The sequence below is a fragment of the Leisingera sp. S132 genome (assembly GCF_025144465.1).
GTDB lineage: Bacteria > Pseudomonadota > Alphaproteobacteria > Rhodobacterales > Rhodobacteraceae > Leisingera.
Map to the genome: position 1 here is coordinate 1,671,359 of NZ_CP083553.1, position 26,096 is coordinate 1,697,454.

A 26,096-nucleotide genomic window follows, 5' to 3' on the forward strand; every position below is an offset into this window, starting at 1 on the left:
TCTCAGCCCTCCAGCTGCGCATTCAGCACGTTCAGGGTCGACTGCAGCCCGTCCTTGTCGGCGTAGCAGCCCTGCAACCAGCGTGAGCCAGACCCGGAATACCCCAGGCGCGCATGCATGACGCGGGTGTTGTCGACGATGAAACTTTCGCCCGGCTCCAGCTTGAAGGAAACGCCCATGTCAGGATCGTCGATGAATTCAGCCAGGCGCCGGTAGGCGGCGTAGTAGGCTTCCATCTTGTCAAAGGGAATGTCGACAAACGGGGCGGAGGACCGGTTGTTGAAGCGCATCCCGATCATCTCGCCATCAGGTGACAGCTCGATCATCGGCCGACGGGAGCGCAGATGCACACCGTCGGACCCCTTGTATTCAAACCGGGCCGGGTATCCTGCCAGAAGGGCAAAGCCCTCTGGGTTTTCCTCTTTCAGGCGCTCGGCTGCGCGGAAACCGTCCACAACGATGCTGTCGCCGCCCTCGGCCGAGTTTTCCAGGCAATAGAGAATCTGCAAGCTGGGCACCGGGTCACGGTAGGGGTTGTCGGTGTGGGCCTGCAGGCCGAGACCTGTATAAGCCAGATTGGTCGGATTCACTTCGGTACGCACTTCGAAATACTTGCCGTAATTCGTCTCCCGGACGAAACCGAACATCCCGGCATTCTCAATCAGCGCGCCTTCGGTAACGGGGCCGTTCACCAGTTTGGCGAATCCCAAGCGGGCAATTGCGTCGAGCCAGTCCCGTTTGGTTTTGGGGTCGGACAGCACCTCCTCCCAGTCGAACACAGGGGCAGGCAGGCTGCTGTTCCAAGTCTCGATGCCTGGTGCCATGCGGCCGAATTCCGTCGCCCGGTCAATGTCATAGGCGTGCTCCTTCAACCAGGTGCCAGGGAAAGTCACGGTCTTTCCTTCCGGAGCGAAGGTGACGGTCAGAGATCCGTCTTCCACCAGTGCGGTGCTGATCTTGGTGTCGGCTGGAATGTCGCCGATGGTAATCAGCCGCTGACCGTTCCCCGGTGAACGGGTTTCAGGGTCCAGCGCGTTGTCACGCAGCCAGACCGCATGAAAGCGGCTATCGCTGCCGTCTTCGAATGTCAGGGTCAGAAAGCTGCCGGATGCGTCGGCGGATACGGAACGGGGCATGAGGGTCTCTCCGGTTGGCCTTGTTCTTTCTTGCCTTGCTACCGCCGCTCAGCCATCAAGAGAACGACGGAAATTGGGGTTTGAGAGTTAGGTTTTCTAATGTCTAAGAAAGTGACCAAACAGGGCTTGCCGCCGCTTGATTGGCTCAAGGTTTTTGAGGCTGCCGGCCGCCATGGCAGTTTCACCGCTGCGGCTGAGGAATTCGGGTCAACCCAGGCCGCCGTCAGTCAGCGGATTCGCAACCTGGAATCCTGGCTGGGGCGGCAACTCTTCATCCGGTCGGCTCGCGGCGTGACATTGACAGTAGATGGCGAAAGCTACCTGCCGCTGGTCCATGATTCCCTTCGTGCCCTGGAGCAGGGTACCGAAAACCTGTTTGGGCACAGTGTTCGGGAGTTGCGGATCGCCGCTCAGCCATCGCATCTGGAAATGCTTTTACTGCCGAGGCTTACAGCGTTTTCCGAAAGTCATCCTGAGCTTCGTCTAGTCACGGAAACCGTGCCGAAACGGTTGGATTTCGAAGCGGCGGACGGTGCATTGCATATCAGATATGGGCGCGGCAACTGGCAGGGCCGCGACGGTGTCCTGCTGGCAAATGAGGTTCTTCAACCGATGGCGGCCCCAGGTCATAGAGCCAACTGGCGCCAACTGCCGGCGATTGAGTTGCGCGGAGAACGGCCAGGCTGGAGCGAGTGGGCACGGGTGACCGGAGAGCCGGCGCCTGAGGCCGGCCCGGTTTCGGTGGATTCCATGGCGCATGCCCTCCGGGCCGCCCGGCTTGGAATGGGGGTGGTTTTAGGATCCAGGGCGCTGGCTGCCAATCTGTTGCTGACCGGGCAATTGATCTGTTTGCCTGCCGCCGAATTGGCCACGATTGACGGTTATTGGCTGACCTGGCCGCCGAGCCTCGGTAAATCTCCGCGGCAAAAAACCCTTCTTTCCGCGCTTTCAGACGCACTGACACACCATGTGCAGTAGAGGAAGGTTTCGCAGAATGGGGAAAAAGTGGCGCACCTGAGAGGATTCGAACCTCTGGCCTCTGCCTTCGGAGGGCAGCGCTCTATCCAGCTGAGCTACAGGTGCGTTGTTAAGCCGGGGTATACCCGCGCTTGATTGCCTCTGCAACGGGAAAAACCGCCTGTTTCCAATTTCCTGCCATTCAGCGGATCAGGCGTGAACGGCATGGCAGCGTGCAAAAGAAAAAGCCTGCACCGGGTGGGCAGGCTTGCATTCTTGCAATGGCTGATGGCGTTATCCGCGCCATGAGCGGACAACGCCGCAATCCATATGCACAAAATTCGAACGTTGGTATTTACCAACACCGCCGGCGTGGCATGCCTCAGCCGCTTGCGCCATCTGTGAAACCGAGCGGGAGGCCAAGCGAAGATCGGCAGCCTGGCCGCGCATATGCAGCGAGTTTTTCGCCACTCCGCGGGAACGGCTGCGCAGCATGGCATTGGTTTTGGGGCTGCGATAGCCGGACAACAGCATATAGGGCTCGTTCACATCCAGCAGATTGTGGGAAGCCGCCATGATGTCAATGGTCCGCAGGTCCATGTTCTTGACTTCATCGGTACGCCAGTCCCGCATGAAGTGATTGATTTCCTTGACGGCGTCTTTGATGTAGTCACCGTCGATCCAATACACCATGTCCAGGCGCTCGCCAGTGCGGCCCGAATACATGCGGATCCGGCGGATATCACCGCCGCCGCGAAGGAAGCCTGCTGCATTGGAGAAAGTCGGGGCTGCTGCCACTGCGGTTGCAGCAAATACACCCAAAAGAGAACGCCGGGAAATCCCCGTGCCCGTGGTTTTTGCCATTGTCACTGCGCCGTCCCGTACGCTTTTAGTCCTGCCTATTGCCCGATGTTACGGGCACGTTAACGATCTCAGTTAACGTGCGGCATGTATGGCACACAGAGAATCCTGATCCAACATTTCTTTGCCGCGCTGTAACGGATAGCCCGTTTTTCGGCGAATTTTTGCGCATAAGGGGAGGGCGAGGGAACTTTTCCCCGCGACTGTTGCAACGGGGTTTCATAGACGCGGCATTGCTGCATCAAAGCTGACTTTTCGCAATTGTGAATGGACAACAGCGGCTGGCATTTACCAGAATTTCAGTTAGGCACTGCCAGAATTGACAAAAATCGGCGCAAGGACCGGAAATTATGACTCGTGCGATTGCAGGAAGCGTCTTGCCAGGGATCAAAGCAGGGCTGTTTGCCCTGGCACTGGGCGGTTTGGCCGCCGGGTCTGTTTCCGGGTCAGCACAGGCTGAAGTTTCGGCAGCTTTCCGCCAAGCGGTCGCCGAGGCGGCTTACGGCAGCGACGCCGTCGCGGAATTCTACCGGAAAAACGGGTACCAGGCGATCTGGACCGGCCAGGATGACGCCTCTCTTCAGCGCCGCAATGCCCTTTTGGCAGCCTTGGGCGACACCCAGGCCCATGGCTTGCCGGACCGCTCTGCCGAGGTCAGCGCGCTGATCGAGCAGATGCGCAATGTGCGCACGACGCGTGACATCGGCAACGTTGAGGCCGCGCTGAGCCGGGCACTGGTCCAATATGCCACAGATTTGCAGACCGGACTGCTGGTTCCTTCGCAGATCGACGACGGCATGGTGCGCAAGAAACATTCCGTTGACGGGGCAACATTCCTGGCGGGGATCCGCGACGCCCAGCCATATTCTTATTTGCGCAGCCTGGTTCCGGCATCGCCGCAATACCGCGGGCTTATGCGGGAAAAACTGCGTTTGGAGCAGGTCATGGCTGCTGGCGGCTGGGGTCCGGCTGTGAACGCCAAGAAATTGGAGCGCGGCGATCAGGGGCCGGCAGTGGTTGCATTGCGCAACCGCCTGATGCTGATGGGCTATCTGCCGCGCAGCGCTGCGCGGACCTATGACGGGGCAATGGAGAAGGCCGTGCAAAGCTTCCAGTCCGATCATGGTCTGGAAACAGATGGTGTGGCAGGAGCTGGCACCATTGATGAGATCAACAAACCGGTCAGTGCCCGGCTGAAGTCCATCATCATCGCGATGGAGCGGGAGCGCTGGCTGACGCCGGAGCGCGGCGAACGCCATATTTTGGTCAATCAGACCGATTTCACCGCCAAGATCGTCGACAATGGTGACGTGACTTTTGAAACCCGCTCGGTGATCGGCAAGAACACCCACGACCGCCGCAGCCCGGAGTTCTCAGACGAGATGGAGCATATGGTGATCAATCCGAGCTGGTATGTGCCGCGCTCGATCATCACCAAGGAATACCTGCCGAAGCTGCAGAACAACCCGAATGCCGTTGGCCACATCCAGATCACCGACAGCCGCGGCCGGGTGGTGAACCGCGGTTCTGCAGACTTCTCGCAATATACGGCGCGGAATTTTCCGTTCTCCATGCGTCAGCCCCCCAGCCGCAGCAACGCGCTGGGTCTGGTCAAATTCATGTTCCCGAACAAATACAATATCTATCTGCACGACACCCCGCAGAAGAGCCTTTTTGCCCGTGAGGTGCGCGCCTTTTCGCACGGCTGTATCCGTCTGGCTCAGCCGTTCGAATTTGCCTATGCGCTGCTGGCCAAGCAGACCGAAAACCCCAAGGATTTCTTTCACCGCATTCTGAATTCCGGCAAGGAAACCAAGGTCGAGCTTGAGACGAAGGTGCCGGTGCACATCATTTACCGGACCGCTGTGGTGTCCGGCAAAGGCCGCGCCGAATTCCGCCGGGATGTCTATGGCCGCGACGCCAAGGTCTGGGCTGCGCTGGAACGGGCAGGGGTGGTGCTGCCCAGCGTTCAGGGGTAAATGTCAGGCCCATACAGGATATTCTGAGAGGGCCTGACATGTTCACAATCCGCCAGATTGCCGAGTCTCTGGGCGCGGATGCCGAGGGCGACCTCGACCTGCAAGTTGCACAGGCGGCAGAGCCTCAGGATGCGCAGGCCGGCCAGCTGGCCATGGCAATGGCGCCGAAGTATGCCGACGGCCTGAAGGAAGGCCAGGCGCTGGCAGCCATTCTTTGGGAGGGCGCGGATTGGCAATCGTTCGGGCTGAAGGCGGCAATCTTTGCCCCGCGTCCGCGCATGGCCATGTCAGGTGTGACGGCAATGCTGGACCGCGGTCAGGGTTTTCCGCCGGGCATCCACCCTTCTGCCGTTATCGATCCTTCAGCGGTATTGGGTGAAGATGTCTCTGTCGGGCCGCTGGCCGTGATCGGGGCGGGCGCCAGAATCGGCGCTCGGTCCGTCATTGGCCCGCACTGCTATGTCGGTGCGGATGCTGTTATCGGCGACGGCGCATACCTGCGCGAAATGGTTTCCATCTCCGCCCGTGCAACCATCGGCGCCCGTTTCCGCGCTCAGCCGGGGGCGCGGATTGGCGGCGATGGGTTTTCCTATGTCACGCCCGAAGTGTCCGGCGCGGAAAACGTGCGCAAGACCCTGGGCGACCAGGGCGAGGCCAAGGCGCAATCCTGGATCCGTATTCATTCGCTGGGCGCGGTCACAATTGGTGATGATGTGGAGGTTGGTTCCAATTGCACCATCGACAATGGCACCATCCGCGACACGGTGATTGGTGATGGCAGCAAGCTCGACAACCTCGTGCATGTGGGCCACAACACCCGCGTTGGCAATGACTGCCTGCTGTGCGGCCAGACCGGGATCTCCGGGTCGGTGGACATTGGCAACAACGTTGTTCTGGGCGGCCAGTGCGGCGTGGTCGACAATATCTTCATCGGTGACGGGGTGATTGCCGGGGGCGGCACCAAGATCCTGTCCAATGTGCCCGCTGGCCGGGTCATCATGGGCTACCCGGCTGTCAAGATGGAGACCAACACCGAGATGTATAAAGCACAGCGCCGCCTGCCGCGTCTGATGCGTGACATCGAATTGTTAAAAAAGGCTGTTTTCAAGTAACCGTCGAATACCTACATCAGCCTCAGGCAGAACATCGGGGATCTTTACATGAGCACGCAGGATAAGGTCATTGCAATCATTGCCGAACAGGCGGTTCTGGAACCGTCGGATGTGACCCTCGACAGCACGCTAGCGGATCTGGGAATCGACAGCCTGGGCGTGGTCGAGAGCATCTTTGCGATCGAAGAGGAGTTCGACATCTCGATCCCCTTCAATGCCAATGAGCCGGAGAAAAGCGACTTCGATATCTCCAATGTCGCGGCCATTGTTGCCGGGATCGACAAGCTGGTTCTGGAAAAAGCGTAAAGCTTCATGAAACGTGTCGTTATTACCGGGGCTGGAACCATCAATGCCCTGGGCCATTCGGTGCCCGACACGCTAGCTGCCATGCGCGAGGGCCGTTGCGGTATCGGTGAATTGGACTTCCGCGATGTAGAGCGGCTGGCCATCAGAATCGGCGGCCAGGTCCGCGGCTTTGAGGCCGAGGGCCGTTTCAACCGCCAGCAGATGAGCCTCTATGACCGGTTCACCCAGTTCACCCTGACCGCTGCCAAGGAAGCCATTGAAAAGTCCGGATTGGAGTTCCATGGCGAGCTGTCAGCCAAGGCCGGTGTGGTTCTGGGCAATTCCGGCGGCGGCATGCAGACGCTGGATGAAAATTACCGCAGCGTTTACGAGGACGGCAAGAACCGGGTGCATCCGTTTGTCGTGCCCAAACTGATGAACAATGCAGCGGCCGGCCATGTGTCGATGCAGTTTAATCTCAAGGGGCCGAGTTTCACCGTATCCACGGCCTGCGCGTCTTCCAATCATGCGATGGCGCAGGCGTTTCAAATGGTGCGCTCCGGAATGAGCCCGGTGATGATCACAGGCGGATCGGAATCCATGCTGTGCTTTGGCGGAGTGAAAGCCTGGGAAGGCCTGCGGGTGATGTCCAAGGACGCCTGCCGCCCGTTCAGCGCCAACCGCAACGGCATGGTGCAGGGTGAAGGCGCTGGCATTTTCGTGTTTGAAGAGTATGAGCACGCCAAGGCGAGGGACGCCGAAATCCTATGCGAGGTCATTGGCTTTGCCATGTCTTCGGATGCAGCGGATATTGTTATGCCCAGCAAGCAGGGGGCAGCGCGGGCCATTGCGGGCGCGCTGCAGGATTCCCGCATCGACGCCTCAGAGGTCGGCTATATTAACGCTCACGGCACCGGTACGGCGGCCAATGACAAGACGGAATGCGCTGCGGTCGCGGATGTGTTCGGGCCGCACGCTGACAGCCTGATGATATCCTCCACCAAGTCCATGCACGGCCACCTGATCGGCGGCACCGGCGCGGTGGAGCTTCTGGCCTGCATCATGGCGCTGCGCGACGGGGTGATTGCACCGACCATCGGCTATGAGGAGCCCGATCCGGAGTGTGCGCTCGACGTCGTCCCGAACGAAGCACGTGAAGCCAGGGTTGAGGTGGCCTTGTCCAACGCCTTTGCCTTTGGGGGATTGAACGCGGTTCTGGCACTGCGCAAGGTCTGATGAGCTTAAACAAAAAACGCCGCGGCCCTTGGGCGCGCGGCGTAATGTTTGGCTGATATCAGACGTTACTGTTTGACGACGTCAACCACGTCATAGCCGGCGGTAAAGCCGCTCAGCGACAGTTTCATCTCGACAACCTGGTCCGGTGCCGGTGCCGGGCGCAGCGACAGAACGGCCTCTTTGCCTTTTTTGAAGGCATCGATGTCGCTCTGGGTCAGCCCGATCTGAGCGACGCAGCCCAGTGGGTTGCAGAAGGAATAGTTGTAGCGCTTGGCAGGCGCGCCATCGATGGAGATGGTCAGCGCTGCCGGCAGCAGGGTTTCCAGCGGTACGATCACAGTTGCGCCGGCAACCGCCTGGCCGCCTTGCTGTTCGATACGGAACAGGGACACCTCAGCCATCGGGTTGCCCTGCGGCCCGGCCAGAACCTGCAACAGCGAGCAGGGGTCGTTTTCCTGTTCGGTCCGGATACAGGCAAGATCCCAGTCGCCGTGTTTTTCCTTGGAGTAGCGGTCGCCCAGTCTGGGGCCGTCATTTACCGGTTCGCCCAGGTCCAGCAGCTGATCTGCAGTCGATCCCGATTGCTCTGCCTGCTCCGCGGTTTCCGCCTCTGCGGCCTGTTCCGTGGTGCTCGTGTCTTCTGTGGTCGCTTCCTGCGCCGCCAGCGGCGCGGTCATGGCCAGCATCGCGGCAAGCGTGATCGGGGTCAGGGACTTCAACATGAATGCCTCATTTTTTTAAAGACGCTGCCAACGCATGTAGCACGCCGCCCAGACGGTGTCAGGCCCATTACGCGGGATTGGCGGGGAATTCCGCGCACCGCAACTCAGTTGCAGAAGTCTCTGAAAAAATGCAAAAAAGGGAACCGGCTGGTCCCCTTTCTCGCGTTTGCATCTCCCCGTCGGACTGGCCGACTTAGTTATTGCGTAGGACGTTACGAAAGGGCTGGCCATCGGTCAACATCCAAGTTCAAAAAAAAACCAGGCTGGCCGCATTTCATGAAAATTGAAGACTTTGGGCTGAGTGGACAGGGGAATATGCCCGTTTTACAGGCAGTCATTGCCCAAAAAGAAGGCCGTGCACGAGGCACGGCCAGTCTGACAGGGAGGAAATGTCCGCCACGGCAACCGCTTTTGCAGGGGCGGGCAAGATTAACTATCGCATCCAAAAGTTAACTTTGTATTGTTATCCACAGGAAAAAGAACAGGCAGGGCGAGCATGTCAGACAGAATATTTCTCGGCGGCGGTGGAGAAGGATACGGCGAGCAGCAGGGGCTGGACCTGAAATACGCCAACCGCCATGGCCTGATCGCGGGCGCCACCGGAACAGGCAAGACAGTGACCCTGCAGATCCTGGCTGAGGGGTTTTCCAATTCCGGCGTGCCGGTGATCCTTGCGGATGTGAAGGGCGATTTGTCGGGGCTGGCTAAGGCGGGCTCGGCACGCCACAAACTGCACGAGGCTTTCACCTCCCGCGCCGCCAAAATCGGCTTTGCGGAGTATTCCTATCATGCCTGCCCGGTCACTTTCTGGGATCTCTATGGCGAACAGGGCCATCCGGTGCGCACCACAGTTGCGGAGATGGGCCCGCTGCTGCTGGCGCGTTTGCTGGAGCTGAGCGAGGCGCAGGAGGGTATATTGAACATTGCCTTCCGGCTCGCCGATGAAGAGGGGCTGCCGCTGCTGGACCTGAAGGACCTGCAGGCGCTGCTGGTCTGGATCGGAGAGAACCGCAGCCAGCTGTCTTTGCGCTATGGGAATGTGTCAACGGCCTCGATCGGTGCCATTCAGCGCCGCCTTCTGGTACTGGAGAACCAGGGCGGCGCCGGGCTGTTCGGCGAACCAGCCCTGGCTCTAAGCGATTTGATGCGTTGCGATGCGGCTGGCAAAGGCATGGTCAATATTCTGGCCGCGGACAAGCTGATGGCGGCACCGGGACTGTACTCAACCTTTCTTCTGTGGCTCCTCAGCGAATTGTTCGAAGAACTGCCGGAAGTTGGCGACCCCGACAAACCGCGGCTGGTGTTCTTCTTTGACGAAGCGCATTTGCTTTTCGAAGACGCACCCAAGGCGCTGGTCGACAAGGTGGAGCAGGTGGCCCGCCTGATCCGTTCCAAGGGTGTCGGAGTTTATTTCGTCAGCCAGAATCCCGCCGATGTGCCAGAGGACATTCTGGGCCAGCTTGGCAACCGCATCCAGCATGCGCTGCGCGCGTTCACCGCCAAGGACCGTAAAAATCTGCGGCTGGCGGCCGAAACCTATCGGGAGAACCCGCGGTTTTCGACGGAAGATGCCATTCGCGAGGTTGGCGTGGGGGAAGCGGTCACGTCGATGCTCCAGAAGAAGGGCGTGCCTGGCGTGGTCGAACGGACACTAATCCGTCCGCCTAGCACGCAGCTGGGGCCGATCACGGCAGAGGAGCGCAAGAAGATGCTGAAAACCTCTGACATGGCTGGGAAATACGACACTCCGATGGACCGCAGGTCGGCCTTTGAAATCCTGGCCCAGCGGGCGCAGGCCGCAGCGCAGGCGGCTGAAGCCGCCGAGGAAACTGCTGAGGCTGCGCCAGAACCGATGGCGCGGGAGTTCAATGCCGCACGCCGCTACTCAGGATCACGGGTCAGCCGTTCGTCTTCACGCTCTTACAAGCAGAAGGACAGTTTTACCTCTGCAATGTCAGAAGCAGTCATCAAGGAACTGAAGGGCACAACCGGCCGCCGGATCGTCCGCGGCATTCTGGGAAGCCTGTTCAAGGGCCGCTGAGCAGAAACCGGCATTGGGGATCAGGGCTCGCGTCAGCCCTCGATCTTCTGCCTGTAACCTTCGCGTTTGCAGATGTCATCAGCTTCCTGGACCGTCATCGACGCGGGCCGGTCGATCGAGCGGTCCCACAGGACCCGTTCCTTGGTATAAAGCTGGCATGTGACAATGCCCTTGCTGGTCCTCAGCTGGACCGGAGCGGTTTCGAATTGTTCAGGGGAAACACAGCCGGTCAAAGCCGCAAGTGTGCCGATGGCGGCAAAGGATTTCAAAACGATGTGCATGGCTTCCGGCCTCATTGCGCTCTTCTGAGCAGTATCAGCCACACAAAAACAAATAATTAAGGCGCCACTTTCGCCGTTCTGGGGCAATGCTGAGGCGTTTTTGGGTGCCGGTATTCCGGCGCTCAGGAAGGCAAGGAAGGGCGGAGCCGGTAGCCGGGCCCGGACCGGGGGTGCTGGTCCGGGCCCATGCTGCATTATTTTTCGGGTATCAGCCCGCGGGGACTGAACCGAAGCACAAGAAGCAGGATCAGCCCCATGGTGAACAGCCGCATGTGCGAGGCGCTTTCGAGAAGATGCGCCTTCAGTGCGCTGCCTTCTGCCATGCCAGCCGTCACCAGCTCCATCAGCAGGATGCCCATCGGCTCCACCTTGATCCAGAAGAACCAGATCAGCATGCCGCCCAGCACCGCGCCGAAGTTGTTGCCGGATCCGCCGACAATCACCATCACCCAGATCAGGAAGGTGAAGCGCAGCGGGTTGTAGGTACCCGGGGTCATCTGGCTGTCCAGCGTGGTCATCATCGCCCCGGCAATGCCGCAGATGGCGGACCCCAGCACAAAGATCTGCAGGTGGCGGCGGGTCACATCCTTGCCCATCGCCTCTGCCGCAACCTCGTTATCGCGGATCGCGCGCATCATCCGGCCCCAGGGGCTTTTCAGTGCCATCTGCGCCATCCACAGAAGCGCCAGCAGCACTACGGTGAACATCAGCGCATAGCCCGCCTTCACATAGATGGTTGAGGCGGTGACCGGGTCCAAGCCCCAGCTGGCCGCGCGCTCCACAAAGGACGGATCGGCTTGCAGATCCACTTCATAAGGCAGCGGGCGGGGCAGACCGACCACGTTCTTCACGCCGCGCGACAGCCAGTCCTCGTTCTTCAGGACGGCAATGATGATCTCTGCAATCCCCAGCGTGGCAATCGCCAGGTAATCGGAGCGCAGGCCCAACGCGGTCTTGCCGATCAGCCATGCCGCGCCTGCGGCAAGCAGGCCGCCAGCGGGCCAGGCCAGCAGCACCGGCAGGCCCAGGCCGCCGATGTTGCCCTGAAGGGCGGGGTTGATTGCCTCAACCGAACCCACCGCCGGATCGAAGATTGCCCTGTAGACGATGAAGCCCACGATCATGACTGCCGACAGCACCAGCATGCGCAGCTTGCCTGCGGGCAGGAACTTGGTGATCATCACGGCAGTCACCACCGTCAGCGCCCCCATCACCAGCGCCATCACGATGCTGACACCGCCTGACGACCAGGCCTCGGGGATCACCGGGGTCGACACCAGCACCACAGCCAGACCGCCAAGCGCGGTAAAGCCCATGATGCCGACGTTGAACAGTCCGGCAAAGCCCCATTGGATGTTCACTCCGATCGCCATGATGGCCGAGATCAGCCCCATGTTCAGGATCACCAGAGCCGAGTTCCAGGAGCCGGAGAAGAACAGGAAGTCGGTCGCGCCCTCAGCCAGGATCATTACGCCCACAAAGGCGAAAAGAAGGGTATGTTTCATGGTCTCGGTCATACCGCTTTCCCTTTGAAAAGGCCGGTAGGCTTGAACAGGAGGACGACAATCAGGATCGCGAAGGAGACCGCGAACTTGTAGTCGGTGCTGAGGAGCTGAACCAGCCCGTCAGGCGCGAGGGCTTCTGGCAGGCCGTAGGTCAGCACCTTCTTCCAGGCATAGGTGATCGTCACCTCGGAGAAGGCGATGATGAACCCGCCGGCAATGGCACCAATCGGATTGCCAAGGCCGCCCACGATGGCAGAGGCAAAGATCGGCAGCAGCAGCTGGAAATAGGTGAAGGGTTTGAACGATTTGTCGAGGCCATAGAGAACCCCGGCAATGGTCGCCAGCGCCGCGACGATCATCCAGGTGTACATCACCACGCGCTCCGGGTTGATGCCGGACAGCAGCGCCAGATCCTCGTTATCCGAATAGGCCCGCATGGATTTGCCGGTGCGGGTCTTGTTCAGGAACCAGAACAGCACCGCCACCACGATGATCGCGGTGATCACGGTGATGCCTTGGGTGGTCTTGATTGCCAGGCCTTCGTCAAGCCCGGTCATCTGCTTGAAGGTGCGTGCCTTGATGATGAACCGCTCGCCATCGGCAAACCGCTGGTCGCCGGGGCCGATGATGAAACGCACGATGCCGTTCATCATGAACATCACACCCAGCGAGACCATTACGAAGATCACAGGCTTTGCCTTCTGCTCGCGGTAGAACCGGTAAACGGTCCGGTCGGTCAGCAGCACCAGCGAGATGGCGCCCAAAATGCCAAAGGGCAGGGCCAGCAGCGCCGTCGGAAGCGGGCCAAAGCTGATCCCGGCCGCCTGAAAGGCCCAGGTGATCAGGATCGTGACCATCGCGCCGAACGCCATGGTGTCGCCATGGGCAAAATTCGAGAACCGAAGGATCCCGTAGATCAGCGTCACCCCCAGCGCGCCAAGCGCCAGCTGGCTGCCATAGGCCAGCCCGGGGACAAGTACAAAGTTGGTTAGCGCCACAAGGGCGTTGAGAAGATCCATTACGACCTCACCATTTCACAGGTGCCAAGCACGGAAGCAGCAAGCCCCATGTACTGACCAGTTTCTGGGTTTGTTTTGACTGAGACATGGCCCGAATAGACAAACGTGAGATCATCAAACAACGTTAGTGAACTTACGCCTTGGCCTTCGATCGGCTGTCCATAGGCACGCAAAATAGCGCCATCTGCCGACTTAAGCGCCCTCAGGTCAAAACTGCTGTCAACCGATGCAAAATGAACGGTCTCACCGATGCGGCTAATCGAATAGTTGAAGCGCTTCTCAGCGCATGGGGTCGTCGCTACACAGCCATGCGAGGAAACGCAGGTCCATTCGTTAGTCGCTGCGAAGCTGGGCAACGGAAGTACGAGCAGAGCCGCCAATTTGGCCCCTGCTACCACCTCAAATACGGAGCGGGATAGAGTTTTCATTCTTTACCCCCCCAGGAAAGATTTACGCACTTCGGGATCGGCCAGCAGCTCCTTGCCGGTGCCGGTATAGGCATTGCGCCCCTGCACCAGAACATAGCCTTTGTCCGCGATCTCAAGCGCTTGCTTGGCGTTCTGCTCCACCATCAGGATCGGCAGCCCGGTGCGGGCGACCTCGATGATGCGGTCGAACAGCTCATCCATCACGATGGGGGAGACGCCGGCCGTCGGTTCGTCCAGCATCAGAACCTTGGGCTTGGTCATCAGCGCGCGGCCCACAGCCACCTGCTGGCGCTGGCCGCCGGACAGCTCGCCCGCCGGCTGGTTGCGCTTGTCGCGCAGGATCGGGAACAGATCATAGACCTGCTCCATCGTGTCCCGGAAATCATCGGTGCGGATGAAGGCGCCCATCTCCAGGTTCTCCTCCACCGTCATCGAGGTGAAGATGTTGCTGGTCTGGGGCACAAAGCCCATGCCCTTGATCACCCGGTCCTGCGGAGTGAGCTGGGTGATGTCCTCGCCGTCCAGACGCACGGCGCCGGAGCGCACGTTCAGCATCCCGAACACCGCCTTCATCGCGGTTGATTTGCCGGCGCCGTTGGGGCCGACGATCACCGCGATCTCGCCCTTGTCGACGGCGATGGTGCAGTCGTGCAGAATGTCCGGCCCCTTGCCGTAGCCGCCGGTCATGGTGTCGCCGATCAGGAACGGGCCGCCCTCGACCTTGTGCGTGGGGCCGCTTTTCAGATGAGCGGGCTGCATCGTGCCGATGCCTTTCGTGTTGGTGATCGAGGCATCCTTGTTGCCGTGATCGTCCTGGTAGGGGTTGTCGCTCATGCGTCCGCCTCCAGTTTGTCTTTGTTCTTCAGTCCGGTGCCCAGATAGGCCTCGATCACATGCTCATTGGCTTTGATCTCGTCCAGGGTGCCTTCGGCCAGCTTCTTGCCCTCGGCCATGCAGATTACCGGATCGCAGAGGCGGCCGATGAACTCCATGTCGTGTTCGATGACGACGAAGGTATAGCCGCGCTCCTCGTTGAGGCGCTTGATCGCATCGGCGATGGTATAAAGCAGGGTGCGGTTCACGCCGGCGCCAACCTCGTCGAGAAAGACGATCTTGGCGTCCACCATCATGGTGCGGCCCAGCTCCAGCAGCTTTTTCTGGCCGCCGGACACTTGGCCTGCCTTCAGGTCTGCGATGTGGCTGATGGTCAGGAACTCCAGCACCTCATCGGCCTTGGCCCGCAGTGCGCGTTCCTCGTCAGCGATCCGCTTGCGGCCGAACCAGGTGTTCCACAGCGTCTCGCCTGATTGCGCGCCCGGCACCATCATCAGGTTTTCCCGGCACGTCATCGAAGAGAACTCATGCGCGATCTGGAAGGTGCGCAAGAGCCCCTTGTGGAAAAGCTCGTGCGGCGGCAGGCCGGTGATGTCCTCACCGTCCATGGTGACCCGGCCGGAGGTCGGTTCCAGAACACCTGCGATAACGTTGAAAAGAGTGGTTTTTCCAGCCCCGTTCGGGCCGATCAAACCGGTTATGGACCCCTTGGCGATTTCCAGCGAGGCGCCGTCAACCGCGTGGAACCCGCCGAAGTGCTTGTGCAAGTCCTCGACGACGATCATGTCATTTCATCCCCTAGCGCCGTTATGGCGGCGCTTTTAATTCAGAACAGCCCGGGCGGAACCCGGGCTGGCCTTTCTTGGTTGCTTTTCAGATGCTTATCAGCGGAAGCGGAGGGTTTCGTTTTTGCCGTCCTTCACTTCGATCTCGCGGTAGGAGCCTGCGCTCTCACCCGGGCCGATCAGCTCAACGCCGGTTGCGCCCTGATAGTCGATCTCACCGCCGGCGGCGAGGATTTCCAGCGCCTTGCCCAGCTCACCCGGGTTGATCGGCTCGCCCGGGGCGTTTGCCACGTCCAGGATCTTGCCGACATAATCCGCCGGGTTGGTGGAGTTGGCGGCCTGCATTGCCAGCAGGAACAGCGCTGCTGCGTCATAGGATTCAGACGCATAGGCCGAAGTGCCGTCAAAGCCGCGCTCTTTTGCCATTTCAGCAAAGATTTCCGCGCCTTTGCTGTCGGAACCCGCGATCTGGCCAAAGGAGCCGTCGAGGTCAGCGCCAACGTTTGCAGGCAGGCTGTCGCCGATCATGCCGCCGGGCAGGCCGAAGGTGTCAAACGCACCGGAGTCCAGCGAACCCTGAATGATGCCCAGGCCGCCCTGATCCAGGTAGCCCGCAACCACCAGGATGTCGCCGCCAGCGGATGCCAGCGCGCCGACTTCGGCGGAATAGTCGCCCTTGCCGTCTTCATGCGCGGTCACGATGGTGACTTCGCCGCCAACGGCTTCGAACGAGGACTGGATCGCGTCCGCCAGGCCCTTGCCGTAGTCATTGTTGGTGTAGGTCAGGGCGATCGAGTTGATGCCGCGGTCCTTCAGGATGTCTGCCATCACCTGGCCTTCGCGTGCGTCTGACGGCGAGGTGCGGAAGAACAGGCCGTTGTCTTCCATGGTCGACAGGCCGGGCGAGGTTGCGGAGGGCGAAATCATTACCATGCCGTTCGGGATCGCCACGTTCTGCAGGATCGCGCCGGTCACGCCGGAGCAGTCGCCGCCGATGATGCCGTTCACGCCTTCAGCAACCAGTTTTTCGCCGTTTGCCACGGCCAGGCCGTTGTCGATGCAGCCGGTGTCTGCGCGGACCGGGGTCACGGTGGCGCTGTCCAAGAGCTTGCCGGATTTGGTGACTTCTTCCATGGCCAGCTCGGCGCCGTCGCCCATGGCCGGAGCCAGCGATTCAATCGGGCCGGTAAAGCCGAACAGCACGCCCAGTTTCACTTCCTTGGCGTGGCCGCCGGCATAAGCGGTGCCAGCAGTCAGCGCAGCGGCCGCGGTGGCCATCAGCAGTTTCTTCATTTGAGAACTCCCATTGTTGGAACAAAAATGTTCACATCGGACCCTAGGCAAGCCGTTTGGAAAAGAAAAGTCCCGTTGAGGCGTGAGATAGCAAAGAGTCCGTCCCGTTTTTCTCCGCTATTTTCAGTTTATGTTCTGCGGAGCTGAATTTAGTTTAAGCTTAAAGTAACAAAGGGGGAAGCAAAAATGTTGCACCGGTTACTCATTTTGTCGGCTGCGCTTCTGCTGTTGCCGTTTTCCACGTCAGTTCAGGCAGATAGGATGAACAGCAGCCTGGGCCAGCTTCGCGTGACGAGGATGGCAGGCAGCTTCGATGTGCCTTGGGCCTTTGCTTTTCTGCCGGACGGCAGTTTTTTGGTGACGGAACGGGAGGGCGCGCTTTTCCATGTGCGGGACGGAAAAAAGAATCGCATCAGCGGCACGCCCGCGGTGGCGGCCGAGGGGCAGGGCGGCTTGCTGGACGTGATGGTGCCGCGCGATTTCGTAACCAGCCGGGAGATCTTCCTGACCTTTGCCAAGCGTCAGGGGCGCGGTGCAGGAACTGCCCTGGCCGCAGGCCGCCTCAGCGCGGATAACAGCGCTTTGACAGATTTGCATGTACTGTTCGAAGCGGTACCCGGTGCCACCGGCGGACGCCATTTCGGCTCTCGCGTTGTGGAAGCAGGGGATGGCAGCTTGTTCGTTTCATTAGGGGAGCGCGGAGACCGGCCCAGCGCCCAGAACCTGAGGCTGCATCAGGGGTCTGTGGTGCGGATTAACAGGGACGGCTCCGTGCCTGCCAGCAATCCCTTTGCCCGCCGCAAGGATGCGCAGCCGGAAATCTGGTCCTACGGCCACCGCAATCCGCAGGGCATGGCGCTTGATCTGCAGGGCAATCTCTGGGTGGCGGAACATGGCGCCAAAGGCGGCGATGAGGTGAACCTGGTCCGCAAGGGGGCGAACTACGGTTGGCCGGTGATTTCCTATGGGCGTCATTATTCTGGCGCAAAGATCGGCGAGGGAACTGCCAGAGAAGGCATGGAGCAACCAGAGTGGTATTGGGACCCCTCTATCGCGCCGTCAGGCATGATGATCTATTCCGGGCGGATGTGGCCTGAGTGGCGCGGGGATATTTTCGTCGGCTCGCTCAAGTTCGACTATATCTCACGGCTTTCCGGTGCGCCGCTGAAGGAGGCCGAGCAGCTGCGCGGCAGAGCAACCGGGCGCATCCGCGATGTGCAAGAAGCGCCCGATGGCAGCATTTGGTTCGCGTCAGAGAGCGAAGGGGCGGTTTTCAGGATTTCGAGATAGCCAACCGCCAGGGCCGGAGCTCAGGCCTTATACGCCGCCGCCTTGCTGCCGCGCTCGCGGTAGGGGGTGGTGTCGTAATGGGCCCGGTAGCATTTGGAGAAATGTGACGGCGAGGCAAAGCCGCAGGCCAGCGCCACGTTAATCACGCTCATGTCGGTCTGCATCAAGAGGTTTCGCGCCTTCTGAAGCCGCAGTTCCATGTAATAGCGCTTGGGCGAGCGGTTCAGGTAGCGGCGGAACAGACGCTCCAGCTGGCGGGTGGACATGCCCACATCCTGCGCCAGGATCGACGGGCTGATCGGCTCTTCGATATTGGCTTCCATCATCTGGATTACCATCGACAGCTTGGGATGGCGCACCCCGATACGGGTCGGGATCGACAGACGCTGGGTGTCCTGGTCGGTGCGGATCGAGGAATAGATCAGCTGATCCGCCACCGCATTGGCCAGATCCTCACCATGGTCATTGGCAATCAGTTTGAGCATCAGGTCGATGGAGGAGGTGCCGCCAGCCGTCGACAACCGGTTCCCGTCGATGACAAAGACTGATTTCGCCAGCTCAACCTCGTCGAATTCCTCGTTGAAGCTGTCGGCGTTTTCCCAGTGAATCGTCGCACGCTTGCCGTCCAGCAGCCCGGCCTTGGCCAGTGTGTAGGACGCCGTGCACAACCCGCCGACCATCAGCCCCTTGCGGGCCTCGCGGCGCAGCCAGGACAGGATCTTCTTGCTGGAGGCGTCCTGAACATCAATACCGCCGCACAGCATGATGGTGTCGTCACGCTGCAGCTCGTCCAGATCCGAATCGAGTTGGAAGACAGTTCCTGCCGAGCAGGTAACCGTCTCGCCGCCTTCGCCGACCACGGACCAAGTGTACAACTCCTTGCCTGCCATCCGGTTTGCGATCCGGAGCGACTCCATCGCGGCCGAGAAGCAAAGCAGGGTGAATTTGTCGAGGAGTACGAATACAAACCTCTTCGGCTGGCCGGCGGCGGTTCCAGAAACAGCAGGCTTGCGTGGCGTCTGCATGGCGGGTCCTTCACGAAACAAGTCGGGCCGCGAGAGCACGCTCCGCGGCAAGTCGGAAAACCGTGCTCACAGCTTGGACCCCGGGTCAAGTGGCCGCAATTCTAAACTGGCCTCTCCCGGGCGGATTTTGTATAGAGCACCCAACATATTCTAAAGACCTCTGATGCGGAGATAAAGTCATGAACGAATGGCAAAAATCGGACTGGCGCAACAAGCCGCGGGTGCAGATGCCGGACTACACCGATGCCGCAGCGCTGAACGCTGTCGAGGCCCAGCTCTCCAAGTACCCGCCGCTGGTCTTCGCCGGTGAGGTGCGCCGTCTGAAGCAGCATCTGGGTGCAGCCGGCCGGGGTGAGGCGTTCCTGCTGCAGGGCGGCGATTGCGCCGAAAGCTTTGACCAGTTCAGCGCCGACGCGATCCGCGACACCTTCAAGGTTATGCTGCAGATGGCGATGGTGTTGACCTATGGCGCCAAGGTGCCGGTGGTGAAGGTTGGCCGCATGGCGGGCCAGTTTGCCAAGCCGCGCAGCGCGCCGACCGAGACCATCGACGGCGTCGAGCTGCCCAGCTACCGCGGCGACATCATCAATGAACTGGACTTCACCGCCGCGGCCCGCATCCCGAACCCGCAGAAGATGCTGCAGGCCTATACCCAGGCGGCTGCAACCCTGAACCTGCTGCGCGCGTTCTCCACCGGCGGCTTTGCCGACATGAGCCGGGTGCACTCCTGGACCCTGGGCTTCACTGATGAACAGGAAGTCCAGAAGTATAGCGAGATCGCAAACCGAATTCAGGACTCTATCGATTTCATGGCCGCGGCCGGCATCACTGCCGACTCCACTCACGAATTCTCCACCGTCGATTTTTACACCAGCCACGAAGGCCTGCTGCTGGAATACGAGGAGGCGCTGACCCGTCTTGATTCCACTTCCGGAAAATGGCTGGCAGGCTCCGGCCACATGATCTGGATCGGCGATCGCACCCGCCAGCCGGACGGTGCCCATGTGGAATTCTGCAGCGGCGTGCTGAACCCGATCGGCCTGAAATGCGGCCCGACCACCACAGCCGAGGACCTCAAGGTGCTGATGTCCCGCCTGAATCCGGACAACGAAGAGGGCAAACTGACCCTGATCGCCCGCTTCGGCGCGGGCAAAGCGGGCGAGCATCTGCCGCGCCTGGTCAAGGCGGTGAAGGAAGAAGGTGCCAATGTCACCTGGGTCTGCGACCCGATGCACGGCAACACCATCAAATCTTCCACCGGCTACAAGACCCGGCCCTTCGACAGCGTGCTGCGCGAGGTGCGTGACTTCTTCGGAGTGCACAAGGCTGAAGGCACCATCCCCGGCGGCGTGCATTTCGAGATGACCGGCCAGGACGTGACCGAATGCACCGGCGGCGTGCGTGCGGTGACCGAAGAAGACCTGAGCGACCGCTACCACACTGCCTGCGACCCGCGCCTGAATGCGAGCCAGTCGCTGGAACTGGCCTTCCTGGTGGCGGAAGAGCTGTCTGCCCTGCGCGCGGAGCAAAGCGCCCGCCAGGCTGGCTGAGGCCAGCTTTAAGAGCCATTGGCGAATAAAAAAGCGCCCCGGAGGTTCTCCTCCGGGGCGTAGTCAATTCAAGCAGCTATGACCTTGTACTTGAACTTTGAATTTGCTTGATGCCGGTCCCGGATCAGTCGCGGCTGACCACTAGGCGCAAATGCGGCGCACCCTTGCGCTTGGCAGGGGCTGGATCGGTCGGCTCTTCGGTCTTGCCGGCCCGGCTGCGCTCAAGCATAGCCTTGGCTTCGTCCAGCAGCGAGCGTTCCGGCTTGAAGCGCGCCTGGGTCTCGGCAAAGCCCGGATTGGGCTGGTTCACGTCTACAGGGGCCTCCTTGGCCTCGGCGGCCTCTGCACGCGGTTTGGCTTTGAATTCGGCGGAGGCCTCGGCTTTGCCAACGGCGCGCATCTCGATCGAGGAGATCGAGAACCGCTGGGATGTGACTGACGTTACCTCATCCGCCACCAGTACCCCCAGCACCCGGCTGATATCGCCCAGATCGCTGCGCAGCGGCAGCAGCAGCATGCGGGCTTCGCGCGGAGTGCTGAGACGCGGCGCCAGGATTTGCAGCTCCAGCTCAACGACCGCGGGCGTGTCGAACATGTGCTCCATCGCGTTGCTCAGCTGCTTGCGCGCATCCGCGGTGAAAAATGCCGTCACCGGCATGCCGCGCACTTCCATGCCCGCCATTTCATTGACCTGGGAACCCGCCAGCCGGAAACGGGCGATGCCCGGTGCAATCCGTTCCAGAATGAAGGTGTTGCTCAGAATGTTTTCCAGCCCGCGCGGATCGATCTGCGAACGGCTCGGCACATCGTCGCCGCGGCGCAGCGCCGTCCAGTAGGCCTCAGCCTGGCGCAGCGGCGACAGCGCCCCGCCTTTGCGGAAACGGTTCATAGATACTACGTTGCCCGGTCCGTCAGACTGGCCTTCTCCGCTGCGGCTGCCAAAAATCATCTCGTAATCCCCTGCAACACCAGACATCCTGAGGTCCTGCGCAGTTCCTTGCTGCCTTAAGACTTAGGGCCGGTTTGGTTACCCTGAAGTTAAGATGACACAATCTAATTCAAATTTGGACTACTTCTTTAAACAATGGTTAACGCCTTCGCCTGCGCCTGTTTTTGCAATTGCGCTTGCACCTTGTAGTTTCATGACAGTAGAGCAGTCCAATCACCAGCGTTCAGGGGGCTTTTCAATGACAATCCGCAGCATGACCGCTTTTGCCTCGGCACAGGGCAGCTCTGATCAGCACAGCTGGAGCTGGGAGCTCAGGTCGGTCAATGCCAAGGGGCTGGATATACGGCTTAGGGTTCCGGATTGGCTGGAAGGCCTTGAAAACCTGACCCGTTCCGCCCTGTCCAAAGCGCTGGCGCGGGGCAATGTCTCGCTGACACTCCGGATCACCAGGACTGAGGAGGGCGCCGGACTGGTGCAGGTAAACGCCGCGGTTCTGAAGTCTGTGGTCAAGGCGCTGGGAGAGGCACAGTCGCTTGCCAAGCAGAACCGGGTGGAGGTCCGCCCGGCCTCCGCAGCGGAGCTTTTGTCCTTCAAGGGGGTGCTGGAACAATCCGCGGGCGACGACGACCCGGCGCCGCTGGTTGCCGCGCTTGGTAAGGAGTTGGAAAACCTTGTGGCAGACTTCGTGCAGATGCGCGAGGCCGAAGGCGCCGCGCTTGCCGTAATCCTTAACGCCCAGCTGGAGCAGGTCGCAGCCCTGACCGCCCAGGCCGCGGAGCGCGCCGAAGAACGTAAGGCCAAGATGGCTGAAACGCTGACCGCCAATCTGGCGCGGGTGATGGACAACGCCGATGGGGCCGACCCCGACCGGGTGGCACAGGAACTGGCGCTGATTGCGGTCAAGGCCGACGTGACCGAGGAATTGGACCGCCTTGGCGCCCATGTCGCGGCGGCCCGCGATCTGCTGGTCAAGGGCGGCGCCGTGGGACGCAAGCTCGATTTCCTGATGCAGGAGTTCAACCGCGAGGCCAACACGCTGTGCTCAAAGGCGCAGCATGCCGGCTTGACGGCAGTGGGGCTTGAGCTGAAAACCGTGATCGACCAGATGCGCGAGCAGGTGCAAAACATAGAATAAATAAGGAGTGCTTTGATGGCGGACCGCCGCGGCCTTTTGATCATCCTCTCTTCGCCTTCGGGCGCAGGCAAATCCACGCTGGCCCGCCGCCTGATGGCCTGGGACCCGGGGCTTGCGTTCTCGGTCTCTGCCACCACCCGCGCCCCGCGCCCCGGCGAGGAGCACGGCCGTGAGTATTACTTCCTGTCCGAAGACGAGTTCAAACAGAAGGTGGCCGAGGGCGGCATGCTGGAGCACGCCCATGTCTTCGGCAACTTCTACGGCTCGCCTGCAGGCCCGGTAAAGGACACCATCGAGGCCGGCCAGGACGTGCTGTTCGACGTTGACTGGCAGGGCGAGATCCAGATCCGCAACTCCGACCTGGGCAAGCACGCGCTGTCGATCTTCATCCTGCCGCCCTCGATCACCGAACTGCGCCGCCGTCTGGAAACCCGGGCGCAGGACAGCGCTGACGTGATCTCCAAGCGGATGATGAAAAGCTGGGACGAGATCAGCCACTGGGGCTATTATGACTACGTGCTGGTCAACGACGACCTGGACGAGACCGAGGCCAAGCTGAAGACCATCGTCGAGGCGGAGCGCATGCGCCGGATCCAGCAGCCCAAACTGCAGGATCACGTCCGCGCCCTGCAAACCCAGTTTGAGGAACAGTCATGACCCTATACGCTCTTGGCGCTGACCAGCCGCAGATCCATGAAGACACATGGGTGGCCCCCGATGCCAACCTGATCGGCAAGGTGGTGATGGAGGTGGGGTCCTCTGTCTGGTTCGGCGTTACCATCCGCGCCGATCACGAGGAAATCCGCATCTGCGAAGGCACCAACGTGCAGGAAAACGTGATCATGCATATTGATGCAGGCTATCCGCTGACCATCGGCAGGAACTGCACCATCGGCCATAAGGCGATGCTGCACGGCTGTACCATAGGCGAGAACTCCCTTGTCGGCATGGGGGCCACCATCCTGAACGGCGCCAAGATCGGCAAGAACTGCCTGATCGGGGCCGGGGCCTTGATCACGGAGAACAAGGAAATCCCCGACAACTCCCTGGTGATGGGCAGCCCCGGCAAGGTGGTGCGTGAGGTGGATGCGGCGCTGGCTGAAAAGCTGACGCAAAGCGCGCTCCTTTACCAGGACAACATGCGCCGTTTCCGGGCGGAGCTGAAACCGCTGTAACCGGCGGCAGCCGGGCGGTTTTGCGCTGCTTGAACGGTTGCTGCCACACCAGGTTTACACTGCGGCATTAGGCAGGCCGGACTGGTCAACAGCGGGGAACAGATGACGACCGATCTGACAGAAGGATTTCTGGCGGCCATTCCGCTGCCGGCGGTGATGGTGGACCAGACCGAGCGTTTCATTGCCGCGAACAGCGGTGCTGAGGCGCTGTTGGGGCAGGGCATCAAGGGCCGCCATTTCGCCACCATCCTGCGCCAGCCCAGCGTTGCCACCGCGATCGAGGCTTGCCTGCACGACAAGGACGCGCGCACCGCCCGGCACCTGTCCAATGATGGCGCGCAGGACACCACTTACACGGTTACACTGCGCTATGTGCCCGGCATCGGGGCGGTGGGCGGCGGCGCAGTGCTGGCCTGTTTTGACGACATCACGGAACGCGAGCAGGCCAGCCAGATGCGCCGCGATTTCGTCGGCAATGTCAGCCATGAGCTTCGCACACCGCTGACGGCGCTGATCGGGTTCATCGAAACCCTGCGCGGCCCGGCCAAGGATGATGCCGCTGCGCGTGACCGCTTCCTCACGATCATGGAGGGCGAGGCAAGCCGGATGAACCGCCTGGTCGGGGATCTTCTGTCGCTGAACCGGGTGGAAAGCGAAGAACGGGTCCGTCCCAAGCAGCAGGTGGATTTGACCGCGCATCTGGCCTCCACCCTCAAGACACTGGCACCGGTGGCTGAGGCGCGCGGCGCCGCAATGGTGCTGGAGGCGCCGGAAAACCCGGTCTGTGTCACCGGCGACCCGGATCAGCTGCAGCAGGTGTTCACCAACCTGGTGGAGAACGCGGTGAAATACGGCGGCGATCAGGTGCGGGTTGTGCTGACGCATACTGAGCGCGACCCGTCGGTGCGGGCGCCTGCCGCGCGTGTCGCTGTGATCGACAATGGCCCGGGAATCGATCCCGTTCACCTGCCGCGGCTGACGGAACGCTTTTACCGCGCCGACAGCCACCGCTCCCGCGAACTGGGCGGCACCGGTCTGGGTCTGGCAATCGTCAAACACATTATCAACCGCCACCGCGGACGGCTTCGTGTTGAAAGCGATCTGGGGCAAGGGGCTGTTTTCACAGTTATTCTTCCTGAATAGGCTGCTGCGCCAACTATCAGGCTGTTCAAAACCGCTGCCGGTCGCATGACCGGCAGCTTTTCGTTTGTGACGGAAATTTTTCGCCACAAACCGGCTTTGTCATACGGCTGTTACACACCTGTCACAAAAGCCTCATCACCACCCCATAGGAGAGGCGGCAAGATCATCGAGGGGGTGATCGACCTTTGAAACTCTTGGAGACACAAATGTCCTTTGTGAAACTGACCGCATCCACCCTGGCAATCGCCGCCGTTTCCGCAACAGCTGCTGCTGCGCGCGACCAGGTGCAGGTTGCCGGTTCGTCCACCGTTCTGCCCTACGCCTCCATCGTGGCAGAAGCCTTTGGCGAGAACTTCGACTTCCCGACCCCGGTTGTGGAATCCGGCGGCTCCTCCGCGGGCCTCAAGCGTTTCTGCGAGGGCGTGGGTGAAAACACCATCGACGTTGCCAACGCGTCGCGCCGTATCAAGGACAAGGAAGTTGCAGCCTGCGCCGAAAACGGCGTGACCGACATCATCGAAGTGCGCATCGGCTACGACGGCATCGTGTTTGCCTCCGACATCAACGCGAACGCCTTTGAATTCACGCCGACCGACTGGTTCCTGGCCTTGTCCGACAAAGTGATGGTTGACGGTGAGCTGGTCGACAACCCGAACCAGACCTGGGCCGACGTGAACGCAGACTTCCCGGCGGTCGACATCCAGGCCTTCGTTCCGGGCACCAAGCATGGTACCCGCGAAGTGTTCGAAGACAAGGTGATCCTGGCTGGCTGCGAAGCCACCGGCGCGTTTGAGCACCTGCTGGCCCACGCCGAAGGCGACAGCGACAAAGCCAAGAAAAAAGCGGCTGAGAAAGCCTGTATCGCGCTCCGCACAGATGGCAAATCGGTCGACATCGACGGCGACTACACCGAGACCCTGGCCCGCATCGAAAGCAACAAGGACGGCATCGGCGTCTTTGGCCTGGCTTTCTACGAGAACAACACCGACAAGCTGCAGGTTGCCACCATGTCTGGCGTTGTGCCCTCGACCGCGAGCATCGCAACCGGCGAATACCCGGTCTCCCGCCCGCTGTTCTTCTACGTGAAGAAAGCCCACATCGGCGTGATCCCGGGCCTGAAAGAATATGCTGAATTCTTTGTCGCGGACGAAGTTGCAGGCCCCGACGGCCCGCTGGCCGAGTATGGCCTGGTGGCTGACCCGGAGCTGTCCGACACTCAGGAAGCCGTTTCCAACGAAGCCGTGATGGGTGGCAACTCCTGATCGCCCCGCGTTCGAAATGATCCTGGCCGGGGCGGAGACATCCGCCCCGGCACAGTCTTTCCGCGGCAGGGCTGCCGCAGCTGATACGCCACC

25 protein-coding genes and 1 tRNA gene are annotated in these 26,096 nt (G+C 60.8%); 13 read left to right on the top strand and 13 right to left on the bottom strand.

Annotated elements, in window-relative coordinates:
- Positions 1-2: 2 nt before the first annotated feature.
- Positions 3-1,136 (bottom strand): gamma-butyrobetaine dioxygenase, encoded by a 1,134-nt coding sequence (locus K3725_RS08160; RefSeq protein ID WP_260018285.1) that lies wholly within the window; start codon positions 1,134-1,136, stop codon positions 3-5.
- A gap of 99 nt (positions 1,137-1,235) precedes the next feature.
- On the opposite strand from K3725_RS08160, the gene K3725_RS08165 reads away from it, so the two are divergent.
- Positions 1,236-2,114, top strand: a complete 879-nt coding sequence (locus K3725_RS08165; RefSeq protein WP_260018286.1) for a LysR family transcriptional regulator — start codon at positions 1,236-1,238, stop codon at positions 2,112-2,114.
- Between the two features lie 28 nt (positions 2,115-2,142).
- On the opposite strand, the gene K3725_RS08170 is transcribed toward K3725_RS08165, so the two are convergent.
- Together K3725_RS08170 and K3725_RS08175 are read right to left on the bottom strand one after the other, a co-directional pair.
- Positions 2,143-2,219 (bottom strand) — tRNA-Arg (locus K3725_RS08170).
- A gap of 168 nt (positions 2,220-2,387) precedes the next feature.
- Entirely contained in the window at positions 2,388-2,957 is a 570-nt protein-coding gene (locus K3725_RS08175; protein WP_260018287.1) for a DUF882 domain-containing protein, read from the bottom strand.
- A gap of 347 nt (positions 2,958-3,304) precedes the next feature.
- On the opposite strand from K3725_RS08175, the gene K3725_RS08180 reads away from it, so the two are divergent.
- From K3725_RS08180 to K3725_RS08195, 4 genes are read left to right on the top strand one after another with little or no spacing between them, the layout of a single operon-like run.
- Positions 3,305-4,933, top strand: coding sequence for a murein L,D-transpeptidase (locus K3725_RS08180; RefSeq protein WP_260018288.1), 1,629 nt, complete (start codon positions 3,305-3,307; stop codon positions 4,931-4,933).
- A gap of 38 nt (positions 4,934-4,971) precedes the next feature.
- Positions 4,972-6,045: a UDP-3-O-(3-hydroxymyristoyl)glucosamine N-acyltransferase gene (gene lpxD, locus K3725_RS08185; RefSeq protein ID WP_260018289.1), complete on the top strand. Its 1,074-nt coding sequence runs from the start codon at positions 4,972-4,974 to the stop codon at positions 6,043-6,045.
- Between the two features lie 48 nt (positions 6,046-6,093).
- Positions 6,094-6,351 carry an acyl carrier protein gene (locus K3725_RS08190; RefSeq protein WP_260018290.1) on the top strand — a complete coding sequence of 86 codons (258 nt, stop codon included), beginning with the start codon at positions 6,094-6,096 and terminating at the stop codon, positions 6,349-6,351.
- Between the two features lie 6 nt (positions 6,352-6,357).
- Positions 6,358-7,566 carry a beta-ketoacyl synthase gene (locus tag K3725_RS08195; RefSeq protein WP_260018291.1) on the top strand — a complete coding sequence of 403 codons (1,209 nt, stop codon included), beginning with the start codon at positions 6,358-6,360 and terminating at the stop codon, positions 7,564-7,566.
- Between the two features lie 65 nt (positions 7,567-7,631).
- Here the strand turns inward: K3725_RS08195 and K3725_RS08200 are convergent, their stop codons facing one another.
- Positions 7,632-8,288 (bottom strand): invasion associated locus B family protein, encoded by a 657-nt coding sequence (locus K3725_RS08200; protein WP_260018292.1) that lies wholly within the window; start codon positions 8,286-8,288, stop codon positions 7,632-7,634.
- 496 nt (positions 8,289-8,784) lie between these two features.
- Here K3725_RS08200 and K3725_RS08205 point away from each other — a divergent pair, with 496 nt between their 5' ends.
- Positions 8,785-10,329, top strand: coding sequence for a DUF853 domain-containing protein (locus tag K3725_RS08205; protein ID WP_260018293.1), 1,545 nt, complete (start codon positions 8,785-8,787; stop codon positions 10,327-10,329).
- A gap of 32 nt (positions 10,330-10,361) precedes the next feature.
- Here the strand turns inward: K3725_RS08205 and K3725_RS08210 are convergent, their stop codons facing one another.
- The 7 genes from K3725_RS08210 to K3725_RS08240 form a co-directional block, all read right to left on the bottom strand.
- Positions 10,362-10,625 carry a hypothetical protein gene (locus K3725_RS08210; RefSeq protein ID WP_260018294.1) on the bottom strand — a complete coding sequence of 88 codons (264 nt, stop codon included), beginning with the start codon at positions 10,623-10,625 and terminating at the stop codon, positions 10,362-10,364.
- Positions 10,626-10,804: 179 nt separating this feature from the next.
- Complete coding sequence (locus tag K3725_RS08215; RefSeq protein WP_260018295.1) at positions 10,805-12,127, bottom strand: branched-chain amino acid ABC transporter permease; 1,323 nt, start codon at positions 12,125-12,127, stop codon at positions 10,805-10,807.
- Entirely contained in the window at positions 12,124-13,134 is a 1,011-nt protein-coding gene (locus K3725_RS08220) for a branched-chain amino acid ABC transporter permease (protein WP_260018296.1), read from the bottom strand. The genes K3725_RS08215 and K3725_RS08220 overlap by 4 nt, the downstream gene beginning before the upstream one ends.
- Positions 13,134-13,562 carry a hypothetical protein gene (locus K3725_RS08225; RefSeq protein ID WP_260018297.1) on the bottom strand — a complete coding sequence of 143 codons (429 nt, stop codon included), beginning with the start codon at positions 13,560-13,562 and terminating at the stop codon, positions 13,134-13,136. Before K3725_RS08225 ends, K3725_RS08220 begins: the two co-directional genes overlap by 1 nt.
- Before the next feature lie 3 nt (positions 13,563-13,565).
- The gene (locus tag K3725_RS08230; protein WP_260018298.1) at positions 13,566-14,396 is read right to left on the bottom strand and encodes an ABC transporter ATP-binding protein; all 831 of its coding nucleotides are present in this window, start codon (positions 14,394-14,396) and stop codon (positions 13,566-13,568) included.
- Positions 14,393-15,181, bottom strand: a complete 789-nt coding sequence (locus K3725_RS08235; protein ID WP_027237606.1) for an ABC transporter ATP-binding protein — start codon at positions 15,179-15,181, stop codon at positions 14,393-14,395. Before K3725_RS08235 ends, K3725_RS08230 begins: the two co-directional genes overlap by 4 nt.
- 99 nt (positions 15,182-15,280) lie before the next feature.
- Positions 15,281-16,474: an ABC transporter substrate-binding protein gene (locus K3725_RS08240; protein WP_260018299.1), complete on the bottom strand. Its 1,194-nt coding sequence runs from the start codon at positions 16,472-16,474 to the stop codon at positions 15,281-15,283.
- A 186-nt stretch (positions 16,475-16,660) separates the two neighbouring features.
- Here K3725_RS08240 and K3725_RS08245 point away from each other — a divergent pair, with 186 nt between their 5' ends.
- On the top strand, positions 16,661-17,764 hold the full coding sequence (locus K3725_RS08245; protein WP_409201593.1) for a PQQ-dependent sugar dehydrogenase: 1,104 nt from the start codon (positions 16,661-16,663) through the stop codon (positions 17,762-17,764).
- A 20-nt stretch (positions 17,765-17,784) separates the two neighbouring features.
- Here K3725_RS08245 and K3725_RS08250 read toward each other — a convergent pair whose 3' ends face one another.
- Positions 17,785-18,789 carry a GlxA family transcriptional regulator gene (locus K3725_RS08250; protein ID WP_260018301.1) on the bottom strand — a complete coding sequence of 335 codons (1,005 nt, stop codon included), beginning with the start codon at positions 18,787-18,789 and terminating at the stop codon, positions 17,785-17,787.
- A 179-nt stretch (positions 18,790-18,968) separates the two neighbouring features.
- Here K3725_RS08250 and K3725_RS08255 point away from each other — a divergent pair, with 179 nt between their 5' ends.
- Positions 18,969-20,339, top strand: coding sequence for a class II 3-deoxy-7-phosphoheptulonate synthase (locus K3725_RS08255; protein WP_260018302.1), 1,371 nt, complete (start codon positions 18,969-18,971; stop codon positions 20,337-20,339).
- Positions 20,340-20,463: 124 nt separating this feature from the next.
- On the opposite strand, the gene K3725_RS08260 is transcribed toward K3725_RS08255, so the two are convergent.
- A complete protein-coding gene (locus K3725_RS08260) occupies positions 20,464-21,288 on the bottom strand; it encodes a PAS domain-containing protein (protein WP_409201598.1) in 825 nt (274 codons plus the stop codon).
- A 238-nt stretch (positions 21,289-21,526) separates the two neighbouring features.
- On the opposite strand from K3725_RS08260, the gene K3725_RS08265 reads away from it, so the two are divergent.
- From K3725_RS08265 to K3725_RS08285, 5 genes are all read left to right on the top strand, one after another.
- Positions 21,527-22,423 (top strand): YicC/YloC family endoribonuclease, encoded by an 897-nt coding sequence (locus K3725_RS08265; RefSeq protein WP_260018304.1) that lies wholly within the window; start codon positions 21,527-21,529, stop codon positions 22,421-22,423.
- A 15-nt stretch (positions 22,424-22,438) separates the two neighbouring features.
- Complete coding sequence (gene gmk, locus K3725_RS08270) at positions 22,439-23,080, top strand: guanylate kinase (protein WP_260018305.1); 642 nt, start codon at positions 22,439-22,441, stop codon at positions 23,078-23,080.
- Positions 23,077-23,598 (top strand): gamma carbonic anhydrase family protein, encoded by a 522-nt coding sequence (locus tag K3725_RS08275; protein ID WP_260018306.1) that lies wholly within the window; start codon positions 23,077-23,079, stop codon positions 23,596-23,598. Before gmk ends, K3725_RS08275 begins: the two co-directional genes overlap by 4 nt.
- A 102-nt stretch (positions 23,599-23,700) precedes the next feature.
- A complete protein-coding gene (locus K3725_RS08280; RefSeq protein WP_260018307.1) occupies positions 23,701-24,741 on the top strand; it encodes a cell wall metabolism sensor histidine kinase WalK in 1,041 nt (346 codons plus the stop codon).
- A 206-nt stretch (positions 24,742-24,947) separates the two neighbouring features.
- Entirely contained in the window at positions 24,948-26,003 is a 1,056-nt protein-coding gene (locus K3725_RS08285) for a substrate-binding domain-containing protein (protein ID WP_260018308.1), read from the top strand.
- Positions 26,004-26,096: the final 93 nt, after the last annotated feature.

Bases quoted from the DNA above. Each gene is read 5' to 3' on its own strand.
- K3725_RS08180 (WP_260018288.1), top strand. From the start codon at position 3,305: ATGACTCGTGCGATTGCAGGAAGCGTCTTGCCAGGGATCAAAGCAGGG.
- K3725_RS08195 (WP_260018291.1), top strand. From the start codon at position 6,358: ATGAAACGTGTCGTTATTACCGGGGCTGGAACCATCAATGCCCTGGGC.
- K3725_RS08165 (WP_260018286.1), top strand. From the start codon at position 1,236: ATGTCTAAGAAAGTGACCAAACAGGGCTTGCCGCCGCTTGATTGGCTC.
- K3725_RS08255 (WP_260018302.1), top strand. From the start codon at position 18,969: ATGAACGAATGGCAAAAATCGGACTGGCGCAACAAGCCGCGGGTGCAG.
- K3725_RS08215 (WP_260018295.1), bottom strand. From the start codon at position 12,127: ATGACCGAGACCATGAAACATACCCTTCTTTTCGCCTTTGTGGGCGTA.
- K3725_RS08210 (WP_260018294.1), bottom strand. From the start codon at position 10,625: ATGAGGCCGGAAGCCATGCACATCGTTTTGAAATCCTTTGCCGCCATC.
- K3725_RS08220 (WP_260018296.1), bottom strand. From the start codon at position 13,134: ATGGATCTTCTCAACGCCCTTGTGGCGCTAACCAACTTTGTACTTGTC.
- K3725_RS08275 (WP_260018306.1), top strand. From the start codon at position 23,077: ATGACCCTATACGCTCTTGGCGCTGACCAGCCGCAGATCCATGAAGAC.
- K3725_RS08235 (WP_027237606.1), bottom strand. From the start codon at position 15,181: ATGATCGTCGTCGAGGACTTGCACAAGCACTTCGGCGGGTTCCACGCG.
- gmk (WP_260018305.1), top strand. From the start codon at position 22,439: ATGGCGGACCGCCGCGGCCTTTTGATCATCCTCTCTTCGCCTTCGGGC.
- K3725_RS08190 (WP_260018290.1), top strand. From the start codon at position 6,094: ATGAGCACGCAGGATAAGGTCATTGCAATCATTGCCGAACAGGCGGTT.
- K3725_RS08245 (WP_409201593.1), top strand. From the start codon at position 16,661: ATGTTGCACCGGTTACTCATTTTGTCGGCTGCGCTTCTGCTGTTGCCG.
- K3725_RS08265 (WP_260018304.1), top strand. From the start codon at position 21,527: ATGACAATCCGCAGCATGACCGCTTTTGCCTCGGCACAGGGCAGCTCT.
- K3725_RS08250 (WP_260018301.1), bottom strand. From the start codon at position 18,789: ATGCAGACGCCACGCAAGCCTGCTGTTTCTGGAACCGCCGCCGGCCAG.
- K3725_RS08160 (WP_260018285.1), bottom strand. From the start codon at position 1,136: ATGCCCCGTTCCGTATCCGCCGACGCATCCGGCAGCTTTCTGACCCTG.
- K3725_RS08280 (WP_260018307.1), top strand. From the start codon at position 23,701: ATGACGACCGATCTGACAGAAGGATTTCTGGCGGCCATTCCGCTGCCG.
- K3725_RS08175 (WP_260018287.1), bottom strand. From the start codon at position 2,957: ATGGCAAAAACCACGGGCACGGGGATTTCCCGGCGTTCTCTTTTGGGT.
- K3725_RS08200 (WP_260018292.1), bottom strand. From the start codon at position 8,288: ATGTTGAAGTCCCTGACCCCGATCACGCTTGCCGCGATGCTGGCCATG.
- K3725_RS08205 (WP_260018293.1), top strand. From the start codon at position 8,785: ATGTCAGACAGAATATTTCTCGGCGGCGGTGGAGAAGGATACGGCGAG.
- K3725_RS08230 (WP_260018298.1), bottom strand. From the start codon at position 14,396: ATGAGCGACAACCCCTACCAGGACGATCACGGCAACAAGGATGCCTCG.
- K3725_RS08225 (WP_260018297.1), bottom strand. From the start codon at position 13,562: ATGAAAACTCTATCCCGCTCCGTATTTGAGGTGGTAGCAGGGGCCAAA.
- K3725_RS08240 (WP_260018299.1), bottom strand. From the start codon at position 16,474: ATGAAGAAACTGCTGATGGCCACCGCGGCCGCTGCGCTGACTGCTGGC.
- K3725_RS08260 (WP_409201598.1), bottom strand. From the start codon at position 21,288: ATGATTTTTGGCAGCCGCAGCGGAGAAGGCCAGTCTGACGGACCGGGC.
- K3725_RS08285 (WP_260018308.1), top strand. From the start codon at position 24,948: ATGTCCTTTGTGAAACTGACCGCATCCACCCTGGCAATCGCCGCCGTT.
- lpxD (WP_260018289.1), top strand. From the start codon at position 4,972: ATGTTCACAATCCGCCAGATTGCCGAGTCTCTGGGCGCGGATGCCGAG.